The sequence below is a fragment of the Desmonostoc vinosum genome, assembly GCF_059505385.1.
On the sequence record NZ_JCACKM010000156.1, the window covers coordinates 1 to 15,748 of the forward strand.

The 15,748-nt window shown below is 39.5% G+C and carries 16 protein-coding genes and 1 pseudogene; 12 read left to right on the forward strand and 5 right to left on the reverse strand.

All coding sequences use genetic code 11. From position 1 onward, the window contains the following. Positions 1-89: 89 nt before the first annotated feature. Positions 90-776, reverse strand: a complete 687-nt coding sequence (locus AC5JMF_RS21680; RefSeq protein WP_495797780.1) for an MBL fold metallo-hydrolase — start codon at positions 774-776, stop codon at positions 90-92. Between the two features lie 188 nt (positions 777-964). Here AC5JMF_RS21680 and AC5JMF_RS21685 point away from each other — a divergent pair, with 188 nt between their 5' ends. The 9 genes from AC5JMF_RS21685 to AC5JMF_RS21725 all read left to right on the forward strand — a co-directional run bounded on the left by AC5JMF_RS21685 (position 965) and on the right by AC5JMF_RS21725 (position 10,091). Continuing rightward, positions 965-2,455 carry a site-2 protease family protein gene (locus tag AC5JMF_RS21685; RefSeq protein ID WP_495797795.1) on the forward strand — a complete coding sequence of 497 codons (1,491 nt, stop codon included), beginning with the start codon at positions 965-967 and terminating at the stop codon, positions 2,453-2,455. Positions 2,456-3,194: 739 nt separating this feature from the next. Beyond that, entirely contained in the window at positions 3,195-3,695 is a 501-nt protein-coding gene (locus AC5JMF_RS21690) for a hypothetical protein (protein ID WP_495797781.1), read from the forward strand. A gap of 763 nt (positions 3,696-4,458) precedes the next feature. Next, positions 4,459-4,605, forward strand: a complete 147-nt coding sequence (locus tag AC5JMF_RS21695; protein WP_495797782.1) for a microviridin/marinostatin family tricyclic proteinase inhibitor — start codon at positions 4,459-4,461, stop codon at positions 4,603-4,605. Positions 4,606-4,697: 92 nt separating this feature from the next. Beyond that, on the forward strand, positions 4,698-4,835 hold the full coding sequence (locus AC5JMF_RS21700) for a microviridin/marinostatin family tricyclic proteinase inhibitor (protein WP_495797783.1): 138 nt from the start codon (positions 4,698-4,700) through the stop codon (positions 4,833-4,835). Between the two features lie 92 nt (positions 4,836-4,927). After that, complete coding sequence (locus AC5JMF_RS21705) at positions 4,928-5,083, forward strand: microviridin/marinostatin family tricyclic proteinase inhibitor (protein ID WP_495797784.1); 156 nt, start codon at positions 4,928-4,930, stop codon at positions 5,081-5,083. Between the two features lie 174 nt (positions 5,084-5,257). Then, positions 5,258-6,238, forward strand: a complete 981-nt coding sequence (locus tag AC5JMF_RS21710; RefSeq protein ID WP_495797785.1) for an MvdC family ATP-grasp ribosomal peptide maturase — start codon at positions 5,258-5,260, stop codon at positions 6,236-6,238. Positions 6,239-6,391: 153 nt separating this feature from the next. Next, complete coding sequence (locus AC5JMF_RS21715) at positions 6,392-7,366, forward strand: MvdD family ATP-grasp ribosomal peptide maturase (protein WP_495797786.1); 975 nt, start codon at positions 6,392-6,394, stop codon at positions 7,364-7,366. Positions 7,367-7,534: 168 nt separating this feature from the next. Then, entirely contained in the window at positions 7,535-9,556 is a 2,022-nt protein-coding gene (locus tag AC5JMF_RS21720) for an ABC transporter ATP-binding protein/permease (RefSeq protein ID WP_495797787.1), read from the forward strand. 1 nt (position 9,557) lies between these two features. After that, entirely contained in the window at positions 9,558-10,091 is a 534-nt protein-coding gene (locus AC5JMF_RS21725; protein WP_495797788.1) for a GNAT family N-acetyltransferase, read from the forward strand. A 19-nt stretch (positions 10,092-10,110) separates the two neighbouring features. Here AC5JMF_RS21725 and lepB read toward each other — a convergent pair whose 3' ends face one another. Continuing rightward, complete coding sequence (lepB, locus tag AC5JMF_RS21730; RefSeq protein ID WP_495797789.1) at positions 10,111-10,683, reverse strand: signal peptidase I; 573 nt, start codon at positions 10,681-10,683, stop codon at positions 10,111-10,113. 335 nt (positions 10,684-11,018) lie between these two features. Beyond that, positions 11,019-11,288, reverse strand: a complete 270-nt coding sequence (locus AC5JMF_RS21735) for a hypothetical protein (protein WP_495797790.1) — start codon at positions 11,286-11,288, stop codon at positions 11,019-11,021. A gap of 29 nt (positions 11,289-11,317) precedes the next feature. Between AC5JMF_RS21735 and AC5JMF_RS21740 the strand changes: the two genes are divergently transcribed. Continuing rightward, on the forward strand, positions 11,318-11,581 hold the full coding sequence (locus AC5JMF_RS21740) for a UPF0175 family protein (protein ID WP_495797791.1): 264 nt from the start codon (positions 11,318-11,320) through the stop codon (positions 11,579-11,581). A gap of 23 nt (positions 11,582-11,604) precedes the next feature. On the opposite strand, the gene AC5JMF_RS21745 is transcribed toward AC5JMF_RS21740, so the two are convergent. Together AC5JMF_RS21745 and AC5JMF_RS21750 are read right to left on the reverse strand one after the other, a co-directional pair. Then, positions 11,605-12,162: a COP23 domain-containing protein gene (locus tag AC5JMF_RS21745; RefSeq protein WP_495797792.1), complete on the reverse strand. Its 558-nt coding sequence runs from the start codon at positions 12,160-12,162 to the stop codon at positions 11,605-11,607. Between the two features lie 296 nt (positions 12,163-12,458). Next, a pseudogene (locus AC5JMF_RS21750) lies at positions 12,459-12,683 on the reverse strand (WD40 repeat domain-containing protein); the annotation flags it as partial. 668 nt (positions 12,684-13,351) lie between these two features. On the opposite strand from AC5JMF_RS21750, the gene AC5JMF_RS21755 reads away from it, so the two are divergent. Then, positions 13,352-15,250, forward strand: a complete 1,899-nt coding sequence (locus AC5JMF_RS21755; protein WP_495797793.1) for an iron uptake porin — start codon at positions 13,352-13,354, stop codon at positions 15,248-15,250. A 179-nt stretch (positions 15,251-15,429) separates the two neighbouring features. Next, complete coding sequence (locus tag AC5JMF_RS21760) at positions 15,430-15,687, forward strand: type II toxin-antitoxin system ParD family antitoxin (RefSeq protein WP_495797794.1); 258 nt, start codon at positions 15,430-15,432, stop codon at positions 15,685-15,687. Positions 15,688-15,748: the final 61 nt, after the last annotated feature.

Here is a 15,748-nt window from a genome sequence, read left to right on the forward strand (position 1 = left end):
CTCCCTACTCCCTACTCCCTACTCCCTACTCCCTACTCCCTACTCCCTACTCCCTGTTTTTGTAATTAATTATGTTTTTTGGTGTTCCCTTAAAGTAGGGGCTGCATCTGTAGCAAAGCTTGTAAATCCAGGTTGGTTAAACGTTGATAAGCTTGGTCTATGACACGTTTACCTCTGAGAAAACCTGTGTTAGCACCTGGGCAAATATATTGGAGAGTTTCTGGTGTAAAACGTTCTCGCAAGGACTGGAGACTGTGAATTTGTCTTGGCCAATGAAAGGTTTTTGCTGTTCTTAGTGGCACGGGTTCGCCTTGTTGGTTGGGGATGAGATGGCGGCCAGAAAATAAAACGCCTCCCAGGTCGCTATAGTAAAGGCAAGATGAGCCGGGGGAATGTCCTGGTGTCCAAATCGCTTGTGCTGTGGAATTAAGGCTGAATTCTTGAGTAAAGCTGGTTACGGTGAGGTTTGGTAACAAGTAAGCTTCTTGTTCTTGAATTAAAACTTCGCTCTCAAAAATTTTTTGAATTTCTACAGTTTTGCCAATAGCGCCTCGATGGGTGAGGAATAACCAACGGACGCCTCCTTGCGATCGCAAAAAATCTTGATTTGTTTGGTCTAAAGCCGGGCAATCTATGAGGATATTCCCTTCATTTCTTACAATAAAATAAGAGGTTCCCCCTAAGATGTCCCGATTAGGTGGAAAAGAAAAAATGCTGTCTAGCACAGCGCGTGGTGGCTTGGTTGTATAACTCGGCTGTTGAGGTAAGGGGCACATGAAAAAAACCGAAACTGAGGAGTTGTAAACAATAGGTGAGTGTAGAAATACTCAATTATAGAAACTTGAGAGTTTTCGGCACTGTTAACCGTTGTTGCAAAAATTGGGGTTTAAAGTCTGCCTTGTAGATAGTGCTGTGGCACTAGTTCTACAGGGAGGGCATTGTGTCAAAATTTAGTGAAAGTAACATGGCATTTTGGTTTCTCCTCTTACTTGGGCTAGCAACTTATCTAATGGTGCAGCGCAGCGTCGCTCAGATCACCCGAACGCCGGTGTGGTTGTTATGGTTGGTGTTGATGACACCAGCATTTCTATTGAGTGGATGGACGCTGAAGTATGGGGTTAAACAACCTCCGCCGCCATCGCTGATTATTTGGTCATCAGTTATCTGTCTTTTGCTATACTGGCTGTTGTTTCAGTGGGGGCGTCGAACACCAACAAATACGCCAACAAATACACAGACAGAACCCCAAACTTCGGAACTCCAGGCCATTCATCCTACCGCAGAACCAGTGTCAGTGCGCCCTATCGAACCAACAGAAGAGACTCAGTTACGAAATTGCTTTCCTTGGTCTGTGTACTATGTGCAAAATATCGAGTATCGACCGCAAGCTGTTGTCTGTCGGGGTCAGTTGCGAACTTCACCCAGCAACGCCTACCAACAAGTTAAGGAAAATATCGAAGCCCAATTTGGCGATCGCTTCTTGATTATCTTTCAAGAAGGTTTTAATGGTAAACCCTTCTTTGTACTGGTTCCTAATACTCAAGCTGCCAAAGGGGTGAGTGGACGACGCAATAGCGAAGGCTTAACTCGTCCAGGATTGGCACTTCTGCTTTTAGCCGCTACGTTGGTAACAACTACTTTGGTGGGAGCAAAAATTGCTGGCGTTGACCCAACAACATTAGAATCAAATCCTGGTGTGTTGCTCAAGGGTTTGCCCTACGCTCTGGGATTAATGACTATTTTGGGTATTCATGAACTTGGTCACTATTTGACAGCGAGATTCTACAAAATTCGTTCGACGTTGCCTTACTTTATTCCCATGCCTTTTTTCTTGGGAACTTTCGGTGCATTTATTCAAATGCGTAGTCCGATTCCTAACCGAAAGGCTTTGTTTGACGTGAGTATTGCTGGGCCAATTGCAGGATTTATCGCAACTTTGCCGTTACTCATTTGGGGTTTGGCTCATTCCGAAATTGTGCCTTTGACGGAAAAAACAGGTTTGTTGAATCCTGATGCTCTCAATCCCAAGTATTCTATTTTACTAGCTTTGTTAGCTAAATTAGCTTTGGGTAGTCAATTAACTGCAAAATCTGCGATTGACTTGCATCCAATCGCTGTAGCCGGTTTTTTAGGACTAATTGTGACAGCATTAAATTTAATGCCAGTAGGACAATTAGATGGAGGTCACATCATCCATGCGATGTTTGGACAACGAACTGCAATGGCAATTGGTCAGATTTCTCGGTTGTTGTTGCTACTGCTTGCTTTAGTTCAAGATGAGTTTTTGGTGTGGGCAATTATTTTGTTATTCATACCGTTAATTGATGAACCTGCACTTAATGATGTCACTGAATTGGATAATAGGCGTGACATTTTAGGGTTGCTGGCAATGGTCTTGTTGGTTGTAATTGTATTGCCCTTACCGCAAGCGATCGCTAACCTGTTACAAATTTAAGGATGACCAGTCAATCACACCAAAATTTACCCCATCATCAGCAACGCCGAATTTCTTTGATTTGACTTGATTGATCTCAATGAGCTGTAATATCTGCATCACAGTAATCAGGTTTTTTGAGGACAATTCAGTCTAAATCTAGATGTTTTGTAGAAAATTTCTATATACCTTAATACAAAGTGCCTATGCTTAGATCTTGCACCTGCCCAATCTCCCGCCAGAGAATAAATTCTCGCTCTTATTAGGTCAAGTCCACTTAAGTGGACTAAAATCTATGCTTTTTGTGAGATTTAGTCCTCTTGAGAGGACTTTTGCTATTAGCCATAGGTTTCTAACCTATGGCGGTTTTTGGGACTGGTGCAAGATATCAGTATGATGACAATGCTTAAGTGTTGTCATCAAAATGAGTCATCCTACAATTTTTTACGTATAGTCAATCACTTAATAAGGTTTTATTTCGGTTTTTGGTGATGATTTGCAGCATATTTATCAGGGTTCAAAATTAAGTTGTACTAGAGTAAATGGTGAGGGATTAATCGAAAAAAGAGGCGTTGCTGATTGATGGGATGAATTTTAGTGTCGAAACGTAGCATTACTACATTTCTACAAAGGTTGAGAAATCATTTTTTCTTCTTATCCTGAGTCTAATAACATTATGTTTAGTAATATAGAACAGTTTTTTCCAATACTGAAGCGAAGCCTCCTAGTTGGGATACTGGTATCTCTTTTGATATTGGTAATGATAAAAATTGTGCAAGGTGTGACATTATCGAGTAATTCTTTTCCGCAAAATTGGCAAGGTACATGGAGCGGTAGAATGCTTGATCGCTCTGTGAAAGGGCAGTCGAGAACTGTACCAATGACACTGCGAATTCAGCCAATTTCTAATAATCCCGTGCGCTATACTTGGCAAATAACTTACGGAGAAGGAGAGAACAAAATAGTACGTAATTATGAATTAGTTGCTAAGGATCAGGGTGCTGGTCACTTTGTAATTGATGAAAAGGATGGAACTTTAATTGATGAGTGGCGTGTTGGAGACACACTCTACAGTCAGTTTAGAGTGGGAGATAAGTTACTCAGTACAAAATGTCGGCGACAAAGTAATCGGCTCTATTATGAACTAGCTACCTATAGGCCAACAAGTTCACCCCAAATGGAGAATTGCGAGCAAAAAGTTACTTTCGAGAGCTACCAATTACAAGGTGTTCAGTCTGCTGAATTATCACCAGTTAAATAATTCGTAATTCGTAATTCGTAATGACGCTCGTACCGACGCTCGATGACTCGCTAACGCTACGCTATCGCTACCGCTGACGCTCGAGGACTCGCTACCGCTTCGCTAACGCTAACGTAATTCGTAATTAAGTTTTGTAAGTATTGGGTGAGGGTAGTTCTTGTATTCGTGCAATCTATTATTTTGGTATGATTTCGCTAACAAGCGATCGCCGCATTTCTCACAAATATCAAATTTGTTGGATAAACAGAAAGCTTCGGTTTGAAAACAAGAGTGCGAAATCCGAGGGTTTCCTACCTTACGTCTTGTTGGGGAACTATAACTAATAACTAGTGTTATTCACACCTCAGAATTTACTAATTTTTTTGCAGATAATACCATAATAAGTAACAAATAATCAAGCATTTCAACCAAATTCTCTGCTCTCAACTCTCTATATTTAATTTTGATTATTCTCTATTCAGAGTATTAAAAAAATGGAAAGTTATAGTTCACAAGATGAAATATTATTTATAAATTTTTATGAATATTTATGTATAAACGTTAGGTATATTAACATCATACAAATTATGTTTTCAAAAATATAACCACTACATTACTAATCTTTACATTTCTTGAGAAACAGCATCTTAATTGTCTTAATTGTCTTAACTGTCTTAACTGTCTTTTAATTAATTTCTTAAGTGTCTTAACTGTCCTTGTACGTATATTAAATTGCTGATATATGTTGAATTGCTAAAACAATTTCTCATGAGGAGAAAGAGCAATGTCTACCAACGTAGTTAAAGAATCAGATATCCAAGCAGTACCATTCTTCGCTCGTTTCTTGGGAGAACAAGCTGCACAGTCAGATTTACCTTCCGATTGGGGTGTTAATACACTAAAGTACCCTTCCGATTGGGAAGAGTATTAAACCCAGTTAGCGTCATCTGAATTTAAGAAGTAGCAGTTATCAAATAACTTCAAGCTACTCGTGAGTAACAACCAATATCAAGGAATAGTACCATGTCTACCAACGTAGTTAAAGAATCAGATATCCAAGCAGTACCATTCTTTGCTCGTTTCTTGGAAGAACAAGCTGCACAGTCAGATAATCTCCCATCTCAGACAAGAAAGTACCCTTCCGATTGGGAAGACTACTAAACCCAGTTAGCGTTATCTGAATTCAAGAAGTAGTTTTCAGTTACTTGATAATTGAAAACTACTTAATGCTAACAACCGATAGAGAAAAGCCCATGTCTACTAACGTATTAAAAGCATTGGATATCCAAGCATTACCATTCTTTGCCCGCTTCCTGGCGGCAGAACAACCTCCACAGCCGCCAACCGATACTCCTCCCCCTCCCCCAATCTGGACTTTAAAATGGCCTTCAGATTGGGAAGACCGCTAAATATAGTGAGCTTCGTCTGAACTAAAAGAATAGCAGTCGAGCTTAATTATTCATGATGTTGTGGCGACTTTAGATCCCCGACTTCTTCAAGAAGTCGGGGATCTATCTGGAGAGCAACTTTTTCAGGTAGTTCCCAACATCTACCTCCGAAAAATTAAAACAAGAAAATATTTTATGAGCCTATCGCGTGACGTTATTTTATTAATTACCCACAGTGGTGATTTCTTCACAATAGATAGAGTGGCAGAAGCTTTGTCAAAAAAAGGGGTGCAACCATTCCGTCTCGATACTGATAAGTTTCCTTTAGAAGTACAATTAACAGCACACTTTGACAAATCCAAAAGCTATCACACTATAGAATATGGCAACCACTCTGTCAGCACAGAGCAGGTACAAGCTGTGTGGTCGCGGCGCATTTGGGAACCACAATTAGGTAAGGAATTAGCTCCACAGTACCGAGAAGCTTGTATTAGAGAATCAAAAGCAACTTTAGATGGTTTTTGGGACAGCCTCAAGGGAGCTACTTGGATAGATGATTTAGAGCGGATAAACTATGCAAGTAACAAGCTGCGTCAATTGCGAATTGCTTCTGAGGTAGGTTTTACCATTCCCCAGACTCTTGTCACCAATAAAGCAGAAGCAGCACGAGAGTTTTTTCACCAAGTAAACGGCAAAATGGTGAGCAAGCTATTAACTACTCTTTCCCGCAGTATGCAAGCTAATTCTTCGTTCTTTCTGTACACCAGCAGCGTTAAAGAGGAAGACTTACAAGATGCTGAGTCACTGCGCTATTGCCCAATGGTTTTTCAAGAGCAAATTTCTAAGCAGCAGGAATTACGGGTGGTGTATGTGAATGGCAATGTATTTGTGGGGGCGCTAAATGCTGATGCGTATGCAGCAGCTAAAGCTGATTGGCGTAAACCTGGTGTTGAGGTTGGTGCATGGCAACATCATGAGCTTCCTAATGAAATTGTGCGTCGCCTTCAAACTTTTATGGGAAAATTTGGGCTGACGTTTGGCTCGTTAGATTTTATCCTTACTCCATCAGGTGAATATGTCTTTTTGGAAAATAACCCAGTAGGAGAGTGGGGAATGTTGGAGAAAGATTTAGACTTGCCCATTGCAAACGCGATCGCCGATGCTCTGATTTCCTAAAAAGCAGTTGTAGTTGTTGAGGAACGAAACCCAACACCGAGAACCATGTTGGGTTTCACTCCGTACCCTGCGAAATCTGGCTACAACCCAACCTACAAAATTTATTGCTACGAACTTTTCATAAAAATTAAGTACTTCAGTGAAAAATTTTCTATGACAGTATTAATAGTTACTTTTAGCCAAGACAACGAAAGCATTCCTCTAGTAATCAAAGAAATTGCAGCTAGGGGAGAAAAAGCATTTCGGTTTGATACAGACAGATATCCCACCGAAGTGAAGTTAGATATTTACTATGGTGATTCTGAGCGGGTAATTATTACTGATGGCGAACAAAAGCTTGATTTGAGTGAGGTGTCCTCAGTTTGGTATCGGCGGATGCGCTACGGGCAAAAAATCCCCGACTCAATGGACAAGCAATTTAGAGATGCGTCAATTAATGAATGTCGTGCCACTGTTAGGGGTATGATTGCCAGCCTTCAAGGATTCCACTTTGATAAAATGTCTAATGTGGATCGGGCTAATAATAAGCAACTACAACTGCAAGTTGCACGAGAAATTGGGCTTTTGACTCCGCGTACCCTAACCTCCAACAATCCTGAAGCAGTTAAGCAATTTGCCCAAGAATGTCAGCAAGGTATCATTACCAAGATGCTTTCTTCCTTTGCTATCTATGATCAGCAGGGACGAGAAAACGTTGTGTTTACGACTCCAGTTACAGATGATGATCTGGAAAATATGGATGGACTGCGTTTTTGTCCGATGACGTTTCAAGAAAACGTACCAAAGGCGCTAGAGTTACGCACAACTATTGTCGGACATCGTGTATTTACTGCTGCTGTAGACTCCCAAAGCTTAGAAGGATCTACTTACGACTGGCGCAAAGAGGGCAAAGCCTTAGTTGAGAGTTGGCAACCCTACGATTTGCCAGAAGATATCGAGAAAAAACTCCTTAAACTAATGGCTTATTTTGGCTTAAATTATGGGGCGATTGATATTCTCGTCACCCCCGATGGCAAACACGTATTCCTTGAGGTTAACCCGGTTGGTGAGTTTTTCTGGATGGAAGTATATTCACCACACTATCCTATTTCGCAGGCGATCGCAGAAATTCTACTTACCCAAAAATAGCGATAAAACATCATATGGAATGCGCTTAGACTCTTCAATAATTGAAATTGTTGAGGAGGAATAATTGCAAGAACGCACAAATTGCAGTAGGGTAAAAAATGGCTTCTGAGTATGATTTCAAAAGTTTAAATCCTCAAAGGTCATAGTTCAAGCTTTTATTTTTAGAGTATGCAAACTCAAGTTGCTCGTGATCAAACCACAACGAATCCTTTTTCAGCCATTACTCGATTTTGGGGGGATGTTAAAGTAGTTGCAGGCCCTTATTGGTATCCAACAGAGGCAGGGGGGAGAGCATTTTTAGACGTGATTCGCTCATGGGGAATGCTCATTCTCTTAGTATTATTAATAGTCGGACTTATAAGTGTAAATGCTGCAAATAGCTACTGGAATCGTTATGTACTCGATATTATTATTGAAGAAAGAGACCTTGATAAATATAATAGTACTTTATGGCTATCCTCTCTCATTGTTGTAGCGGTAGTCCTCTTGGTAACTTCTTTAAGATATGTCAGAAAAAAGATAGTTATTGATTGGTACAAATGGCTAAATAACCATATTTTAAAAAAATATTTTAGCAATCAAGCTTATTATAAAATCAATTTTAAATCTGATATAAATAATCCAGATCAACGCATAGCTCAAGAGTTAGAGCCTATTGCTAGCAATGCTTTGATGTTTTCAGCTACTTTTCTAGAAAAAATTCTGGAAATGGCAAGTTCTATAATAATTATCTGGTCAATTTCTTCACAAATTGCAATTTATTTGGTTATTTATACAATTATAGGTAATTTAGTAGCTGTTTACTTAAATCAAGAATTAAATAAAATTAATCAAGAAGAACTTGAGTTTAAAGCAGATTTCGCTTATTGCCTGACTCATGTTCGCAATCATGCAGAATCGATTGCTTTTTTTCAGGGAGAAGCAGAAGAATTAAATATAATTCAACGCCGATTTGATAATGTTCTCAAAATTGCTGAACGCAAGCTGAATTGGGAAAGAGGACAAGATGCTTTTGGGAGAGCATATCAGTCTGCGATCGGTGTATTTTCGATGTTTATCCTTACACCTTTATTTATTCAAGATAAAATTGATTATGGAGAAATTAGCCAAATTAGTTTTATTTGCTTTGTGTTTTCTAATGCTCTGGGAACCTTAATATCTGAATTTGGCTTTTCAGGACGATTTTCTAGTTATGTACAGCGTTTAGCTGAGTTTTCCGATGCGCTACAAGCTGTTAGTAAACAACCAGAAAATGTAAATACTATTAAAGTCATAGAAGAAAAGCATTTAGCTTTTGAGGATGTCACCCTACAAACACCAAACTATGAGCAGGTGATTGTTGAAGACTTGTCACTGTCTGTTCAACTAGGAGAAGGGTTGTTAATTGTAGGGCCAAGTGGTCGGGGTAAAAGTTCTTTGTTGAGAGCGATCGCCGGTTTGTGGAACGCTGGAACTGGTAAACTAGTGAGGCCCCCGCTAGATGAACTCTTATTTTTACCCCAACGTCCTTATATAATTTTGGGGACTTTGCGCGAACAGTTACTCTATCCTCATACAGATCGGGAAATAAGCGATCGCGAACTCGAAGAAGTTTTACAACAAGTTAATCTGCAAAACTTGCTTACCCGTGTGAATGGCTTTGACGCAGAAGTTCCTTGGGAAAATATATTATCTTTGGGAGAACAACAACGTTTGGCTTTCGCACGAATATTAATTACTCACCCTAGCTTCGCGATTTTAGATGAAGCAACTAGTGCTTTAGATTTAACTAATGAAAAGAATTTATATCAACAATTACAAGAAACGAAAACAACTTTTATCAGTGTTGGACATAGGGAGAGTCTATTTAATTATCATCAATGGGTTTTAGAACTTTCAGAAGATTCTAATTGGCAACTTGTTTCTGTAGAAGATTATCGCCAGCAAAAAGCAATTATCATCGCTTCACCTGAAAAAGTTAAAACCACAATAGATATCTCTTCTCACAATGGACTGCCAATCAAACCAGAAATATTAATAGAGATAGACACAACTCAAGGATTGTCTCATAAACAAATTAACACATTAACAGATTATTCTATTGCCACTATTAGAAGCAGGGGAAGTCAAGGAAAATCCATCACTACTAAAGATGGTGTGACCTACCACTATGATAAAGATCCAAATGTATTGAAATGGGTAAAAGAATAATATGAAAAATCTTGTTACTGCACGATTATATTTAGTACCCTTGACATTGGAAATTGTCAAAACAGCAATCATTGGAAATGCTGAATTAGCAAAATTTCTGGGAGTTACAGTTTTGCCTAACTGGCATGAAGAAGAGTTTCTTCAAAATTTGCCAGAAATTGCAGATATTCTGTGTAATTACCCATTACAAAGCGAATGGGGATGGGGAAGTTTAATTATTCATAAAACAGAAAAAACGCTTATTGGTCACGTGATGGTCAAAATTATTCCAGATGCCACAGGAGAACCTACAGATGCAGTAGAAATTGGCTATTACATAGTTCCATCATATAGACGGCAAGGGTATGCATCTGAAGCTACAAAAGCAATGATAGATTGGGTACTTTGTCAACCAGGTATGCAAAGAATAACTGCTGGATGCAATCCAAATAATATAGCTTCAAAGCGGGTGCTAGAAAAAATTGGAATGCACCTCATACAATCACGACCTAAAGGATTGGTATGGGAATTATGCAAAACAGTCAGCACACTGTAGGGCAACATGGCTGTTTAAGCTAAATCAAGCCAATCCGGTCGAGAGGCCAAAAGCGAAATGTGGCTCGACCAATAATATTTTTTCTAGGTAAAAAACCCCAGTAACGAGAGTCATTACTATTGTTGCGGTTATCTCCCATCACAAAAAATTCATCTTCTGGAACTTTCACGGGTAGAAATGGCTGCTTTGGTGGTTCAGCGATATATTCTTCCTTTAAGGGTTGACCGTTGAGGTAAACTGTGCCATGAGCAACGTTAATTACCTCCCCTGGTACACCAATTACCCGTTTAATGAAAGCTTGGTCTTTAGGGTATCCCTTTCGTTGTAATTCTGCGGGTGGCTGAAAGACAATAATATCCCCGGTTGTCGGTGGGTGAAAACGATAGGAGATTTTTTCAACCACCAAGCGATCGCCTGTATATAACGTAGGTACCATCGAATCTGAAGGAATGTAGCGAGGTTCTGCAATCACAGTCCTAATTAGGAGTGCCAAACATAAAGCGATCGCCACCAAAGTTAAATTTTCTTGCCAATTGCGCCATGTTTTTGACGTCGTAGGCGTTTCCTTTGCATCACTTTCGTGAGAAGTCATAGAAGTTTTCAGCCAGTTTAAGAAGTGGGACAAATACCTTGATTATTTTGACTCTAAAGGTATACTTATAAGCAATCTGGGTTCTGCACCAACCCATACAATTACAAATAATACGTTTATCGCATCTACCAAAGTTAAGCAAAACAAGTGTAAATTAAACATAACTTGTCTAAAGCGATACAAGCTTAAGATTAAGGCTGTTAAATAGGCAATTATTAAACCTAGTCTTCATCTCTGCAATTATAAGGCAAAGTTTTGTAAAATTCCCAGTTTTGCTTACTCCTCCTAAACAAGCTAGTCACCGACTGGTAGAGCGATACAACCAGTCGGTTTTTTTATGAATCACGCTCCAGAAAACCACAGAAGGAAACAGCAACTTTGTAACCAATGCGGATACCATATAATCGAGCAAATGGGCGTTTATTACGTAAATATCGCGCCGATTCTATACCTATTTTATCAACTGCGTATTCGCCTGTTTCTGTATCGATAATCACCATCTTACTGGTGTTTTCTGCCGTTTCCACTTGTTGACGAATACTGTTTTCATATATTTCTCTAGCGCGTCGTGCAACTTCTTCGCGGCTTAAAAGTATGGCTTGCATACTCTTGCTCCTGTTTTTGCTGTTATTTCTTGATTTTACTTCATGGCGAAATTGCTTATGTGAAAGCGATCGCATTGTTGTTATCTATTAACTATCTCTGCAAAAATGCGATCGCTCATCCTTTGATAATACAGTTATATGCACAGAATATTTTTACTTTTGCCCAAACGCGTCACTTAGCTAACTTATCTGCATGGAAATTTCAACAACTATTGGGACAAAATAAAATAGAACGTCATTATAATAAAGCAGATTTAGCTCAGGATATGGAAACCATTAATACAGGTTTTTAGAAATTGTGACAGTTGGTTAAAAATTACCTACACTCATTACTATCTACAAACTGCTTAACATCAAGATACAAATTACCTTCTTGATCATAGCTAAACACTTGACATTCACTTAAATCAATCGGCTCACCTACAGGAAAACGGCGATAATTAAGCATCTGCTGCAAAACTTTTCTTGTATCAGTTCCGGGTTTGAAAGTTAATAGTAGATTAGCTGATTCACAAGGCACGCCTTTGCGATAGGCAATGCATAAAACTGGATAATTGTTAAAGTTATCTCTACTCGTAATAAAAAACCAACCTTGCTCGTAATAGCGTTGAAGCCTAGCAGAAATAATCTGACAGCGCTTTGCAGGTGGATACTTTTTAAAATCTTGAACTGCCCAACGGATGAAAGTCTCATTTCCCCGTGAAGTACGTATCTTAGTAACTGGCACACCGCGTTCTTGTGTGCAGAAAAACAAGGTCTTCACAGCATAACTCGGCTGATTATCGATAGTAGTGGCAACCACCAAAGCTAAAGCTGACATTACAGAAGCCGTTACCACTCTTGGTGAGATGCGATAAAATAACTTTAATTGCATACTACTTAAGTACTGACAAAAAAATATTTTCCCTTCAACCTGACATGAATAGAGCAAGCTACGATACGAATTCGCCAATTTTTGGGATTTTATTCAGGTATACCAGTAAAAATCAGGATTTTTAATAAAAAATTGTAAAGATAGCTACAGTTTAGAAGCTTGGAGCGATGATTTGATGTGGTGCGATCGCTTGTTTTGCTAAGTGTATGTGAGATGAATTACACTCAGAATAAGCTGTTACGCTTCTAAATTGCACATTTACTGGTGGTTGTCATTTGTCATTGGTCAGAAAATAGTTACTCAGATAGCCGCCAAATTTTGATAGTCGCGTCATCACTACCACTAGCTAAAGTTCTGCCATCTGGACTAAACGCGACTGAAGTAACCCAATTAGAATGACCATTGAGGGTGGTAATTTCTTGCCCTGTGGCGAGATTCCAGATTTTGATAGTCTTATCACGACTACCACTAGCTAAAGTTCTATCATCTGGGCTAAAGGCGACTGAAGTAACCCCATCAGAAGTATAATTATTATCTTCACGTTCAATAATTACCCCAGAACCAGTATTAGCACCATCAATACGGACTGTAATTTGTTGAGCGATCGCACTCACTTGTGAGGCTGTTAACGCCGCAACCACTAACGGCTGTACAATAGCAATTGCTGCACCAAACAACACAGCCGCAAGTTTACTATCAAGCCTCATGGTTTATCCTTACCAAACTCTGCGTACCTTTGCGTTAACTCTGCGTCCTCTGCGTTGAAAATCAACCACACTCTTTACCATCTACTAGCTCTTTAACATAGAGCAAGCTACATCATCAATTTGCTAATTTTCGGAACTATCCTCAGATATATCAGTAAAAATCAGGATTTTTGATAAAAAATTGTAAAGATAGCCCACAGTTTAGAAGCTTGGAGCGATTTTGATGTGGTGCGATCGCTACTACATAACTACAAATTACTACAAAGCTGCTCCAAAAATTTTAAGTAGTTTTTCTCCCAAAAAAGAATTTTTGATCATAATTATTGCCATCAAAAATTCTTAACTAAAAAATTAAAAAGTTGTACACAAATATATTTAAATAATCAAAGAAGCTTTTATAGTTTCAAAAAAATTGTCCAGTGACTTGAGCAATTGATTCTAGCTTGGACATCTACATTCAAAATTGCGTTTGAGGAGTGACCGTGAAGGCAGTTCTACTAGCTTCTGTTAGTGGAGTCAGTTTCTTGTGCTTATTGATTAAAGTTTCACCTGTACAAGCAATACCTACCATAGAAGAAGCTCAACATCACACCCAGTCTCATAATTTTTTGGCAGAAAAAGTTAGAGCTAAAAATATAGATGACAACAAAATAGTTTTGAGTCATGAGGAATTAGTTCCCTCAACAACTCAAAGCACAATTCCAACACTTCCAGTAAAAGTTAAGCAACAAAGGGCAAAATCAAGAGTAACTGTAAGCGGAAACCCTGAATTTCCCCAAGTCTTAGCCTCGCAAGCAATAGAACAGGTAACGTCTGTATCACAACTATCAGATGTGCAGCCTACAGATTGGGCTTTTAGTGCGTTGCAGTCTCTAGTTGAGCGTTATGGTTGTATTGCTGGATATCCAAACAGTACTTACCGAGGCAACCGTGCAATGACTCGTTATGAGTTTGCTGCTGGTTTAAATGCCTGTTTGGATAGAGTTAACGAGTTAATTGCTACAGCAACTGCCGACTTGGTAACAAAACAAGACTTAGCCACATTGCAAAAACTGCAAGAAGAATTTGCTGCGGAATTAAGTACTTTACGAGGTCGAGTAGATACTCTAGAAGCACGCACAAGTGAGTTAGAAGCAAATCAGTTTTCCACAACTACCAAGCTCAATGGAGAAGTAATTATCTCAGCTATTGGTGCTACGGGCGGCGCTCCTGATCGTGATGACCCTGGTATCATACTGACAAACCGGGTGCGGTTAAATCTCAATACTAGTTTTACTGGCAAAGACTTACTGATTACTGGGTTGCAAGCTCATAATTTCTTGGGTGGTGTAGATGGCAGTGGTAGTCTGCAAGAAAGTTTGGGATTAGCATCACCATTATTAAGTGCTAGCAGTGCCCGCACCAGCTTTGAGCCTCAATTTCCGGGAGTTGATGTTAAGACTTTATCTGGTGTTAGTCCCAACTCTGTTGGGGTTTATAAACTGGTTTATATTTTTCCCGTTGCTGAGCAATTAACGCTGTTTGCGGGAACTGCTGCGGAAGTGTCAGATGCTTTCCCTCCCATAACTCCTTTTTACGGTGAAGGACAAGAGGCAATTTCTCGCTTTGCCGGCTTAAACCCTGTAATACGTGTTTCTGGGGGAACTTCTGGTTCTGGTTTAGCATCTGCTGCTGGTTTTATTTTTCAGATTTCCGAGCAGCTAGATTTGAGAGCTTTATATGGTAATGTCAACTCCAACATTGCCCAAGAAGCTGGCGAAGTACTACCAGGTGTTTCAAATACACCTCTGGGAGCAGGTTTTTTCGGGGGCAGTAGTATTGTGGCAGCCCAATTAACTTTTAGACCAAGCAATTCGATAGATATCGGCTTAAACTACGCCAACAGCTATCATGAGATCAACATCCTGGGCACAGGATTAGCTCGTAATGATATTGGTTCATTGGCGGGGGTTGATCTGGGAACACCTGTAAAACTCAACTCTGTTGGTGGAACTGTGACTTGGCGATTTTCTCCTAAAGTAGCACTGTCTGGCTATGGTGCAGCTTTCTTTGTGGAAGATTCGTCTGGCGATGTTGACGCTTCAACCACTTTCACGAGTTGGATGGTGGGTATTCATTTTAAAGATTTATTCCAAACAGGCAATAACGCTGGCTTGATTTTTGGGCAACCATTATATCGTACTGAGGTTGGCGGTACAGCTAGACTGGCTCCTGAAGGTGAAAATCGAGCTGTTCCTTACCATCTGGAGGCTTACTACCGTTTTCGGATCAGTGATAACATCAGCATTACCCCTGGGGCATTTGTGCTGTTTAATCCTGAAAGTAACAGCAATAATGACACAACAACTGTAGGTGTACTCCGTACTACTTTTACTTTCTAGGAAACTGACAAATAAAAAACGCACACATCTTTCAGAGTTGAGACGATGATTTGATGTTGTGCGGCTTTTTTGCTTTAGTGCGATCGCTCTTCTCTCATCTCAAACAAAAATATAGAAAGAAAACAGAGATAATTAGCTTGATAATATAGAAAAAACAGTTCACTTGAACTATCAAAATTATGACCAGCATCGATATTGCGTTGCCTGAGTCGATGAAAGCCTTTGTTGATGAGCAAGTTATCAAAGGTGGCTATGGCTCAGTCAGTGAGTACCTTCAAGAATTAATCTCTCAAGACCAAAAACGTAAAGCTCAAGAACATATAGAAGAGCTTTTGATAGAAGGAATTGAAAGTGGAGAAGCAATTGAAATTAATGATGAGTGGTGGCATAAAAAACGCACAGATCTAATAGAAAAATCAAGTCAGAAACAAGAATGACAAGGCAGATAAGCTGTTCCATATATAACTTGCATAATTAGGGCGGGCAAGATGCCCACCC

What these genes read in the sequence shown, in the direction of transcription:
- AC5JMF_RS21760 (WP_495797794.1), top strand. Translation starts at nt 15,430, where the DNA reads ATGACCAGCATCGATATTGCGTTGCCTGAGTCGATGAAAGCCTTTGTT.
- AC5JMF_RS21715 (WP_495797786.1), top strand. Translation starts at nt 6,392, where the DNA reads ATGACAGTATTAATAGTTACTTTTAGCCAAGACAACGAAAGCATTCCT.
- AC5JMF_RS21745 (WP_495797792.1), bottom strand. Translation starts at nt 12,162, where the DNA reads ATGCAATTAAAGTTATTTTATCGCATCTCACCAAGAGTGGTAACGGCT.
- AC5JMF_RS21710 (WP_495797785.1), top strand. Translation starts at nt 5,258, where the DNA reads ATGAGCCTATCGCGTGACGTTATTTTATTAATTACCCACAGTGGTGAT.
- lepB (WP_495797789.1), bottom strand. Translation starts at nt 10,683, where the DNA reads ATGACTTCTCACGAAAGTGATGCAAAGGAAACGCCTACGACGTCAAAA.
- AC5JMF_RS21685 (WP_495797795.1), top strand. Translation starts at nt 965, where the DNA reads ATGGCATTTTGGTTTCTCCTCTTACTTGGGCTAGCAACTTATCTAATG.
- AC5JMF_RS21735 (WP_495797790.1), bottom strand. Translation starts at nt 11,288, where the DNA reads ATGCAAGCCATACTTTTAAGCCGCGAAGAAGTTGCACGACGCGCTAGA.
- AC5JMF_RS21700 (WP_495797783.1), top strand. Translation starts at nt 4,698, where the DNA reads ATGTCTACCAACGTAGTTAAAGAATCAGATATCCAAGCAGTACCATTC.
- AC5JMF_RS21695 (WP_495797782.1), top strand. Translation starts at nt 4,459, where the DNA reads ATGTCTACCAACGTAGTTAAAGAATCAGATATCCAAGCAGTACCATTC.
- AC5JMF_RS21705 (WP_495797784.1), top strand. Translation starts at nt 4,928, where the DNA reads ATGTCTACTAACGTATTAAAAGCATTGGATATCCAAGCATTACCATTC.
- AC5JMF_RS21680 (WP_495797780.1), bottom strand. Translation starts at nt 776, where the DNA reads ATGTGCCCCTTACCTCAACAGCCGAGTTATACAACCAAGCCACCACGC.
- AC5JMF_RS21690 (WP_495797781.1), top strand. Translation starts at nt 3,195, where the DNA reads ATGATAAAAATTGTGCAAGGTGTGACATTATCGAGTAATTCTTTTCCG.
- AC5JMF_RS21725 (WP_495797788.1), top strand. Translation starts at nt 9,558, where the DNA reads ATGAAAAATCTTGTTACTGCACGATTATATTTAGTACCCTTGACATTG.
- AC5JMF_RS21720 (WP_495797787.1), top strand. Translation starts at nt 7,535, where the DNA reads ATGCAAACTCAAGTTGCTCGTGATCAAACCACAACGAATCCTTTTTCA.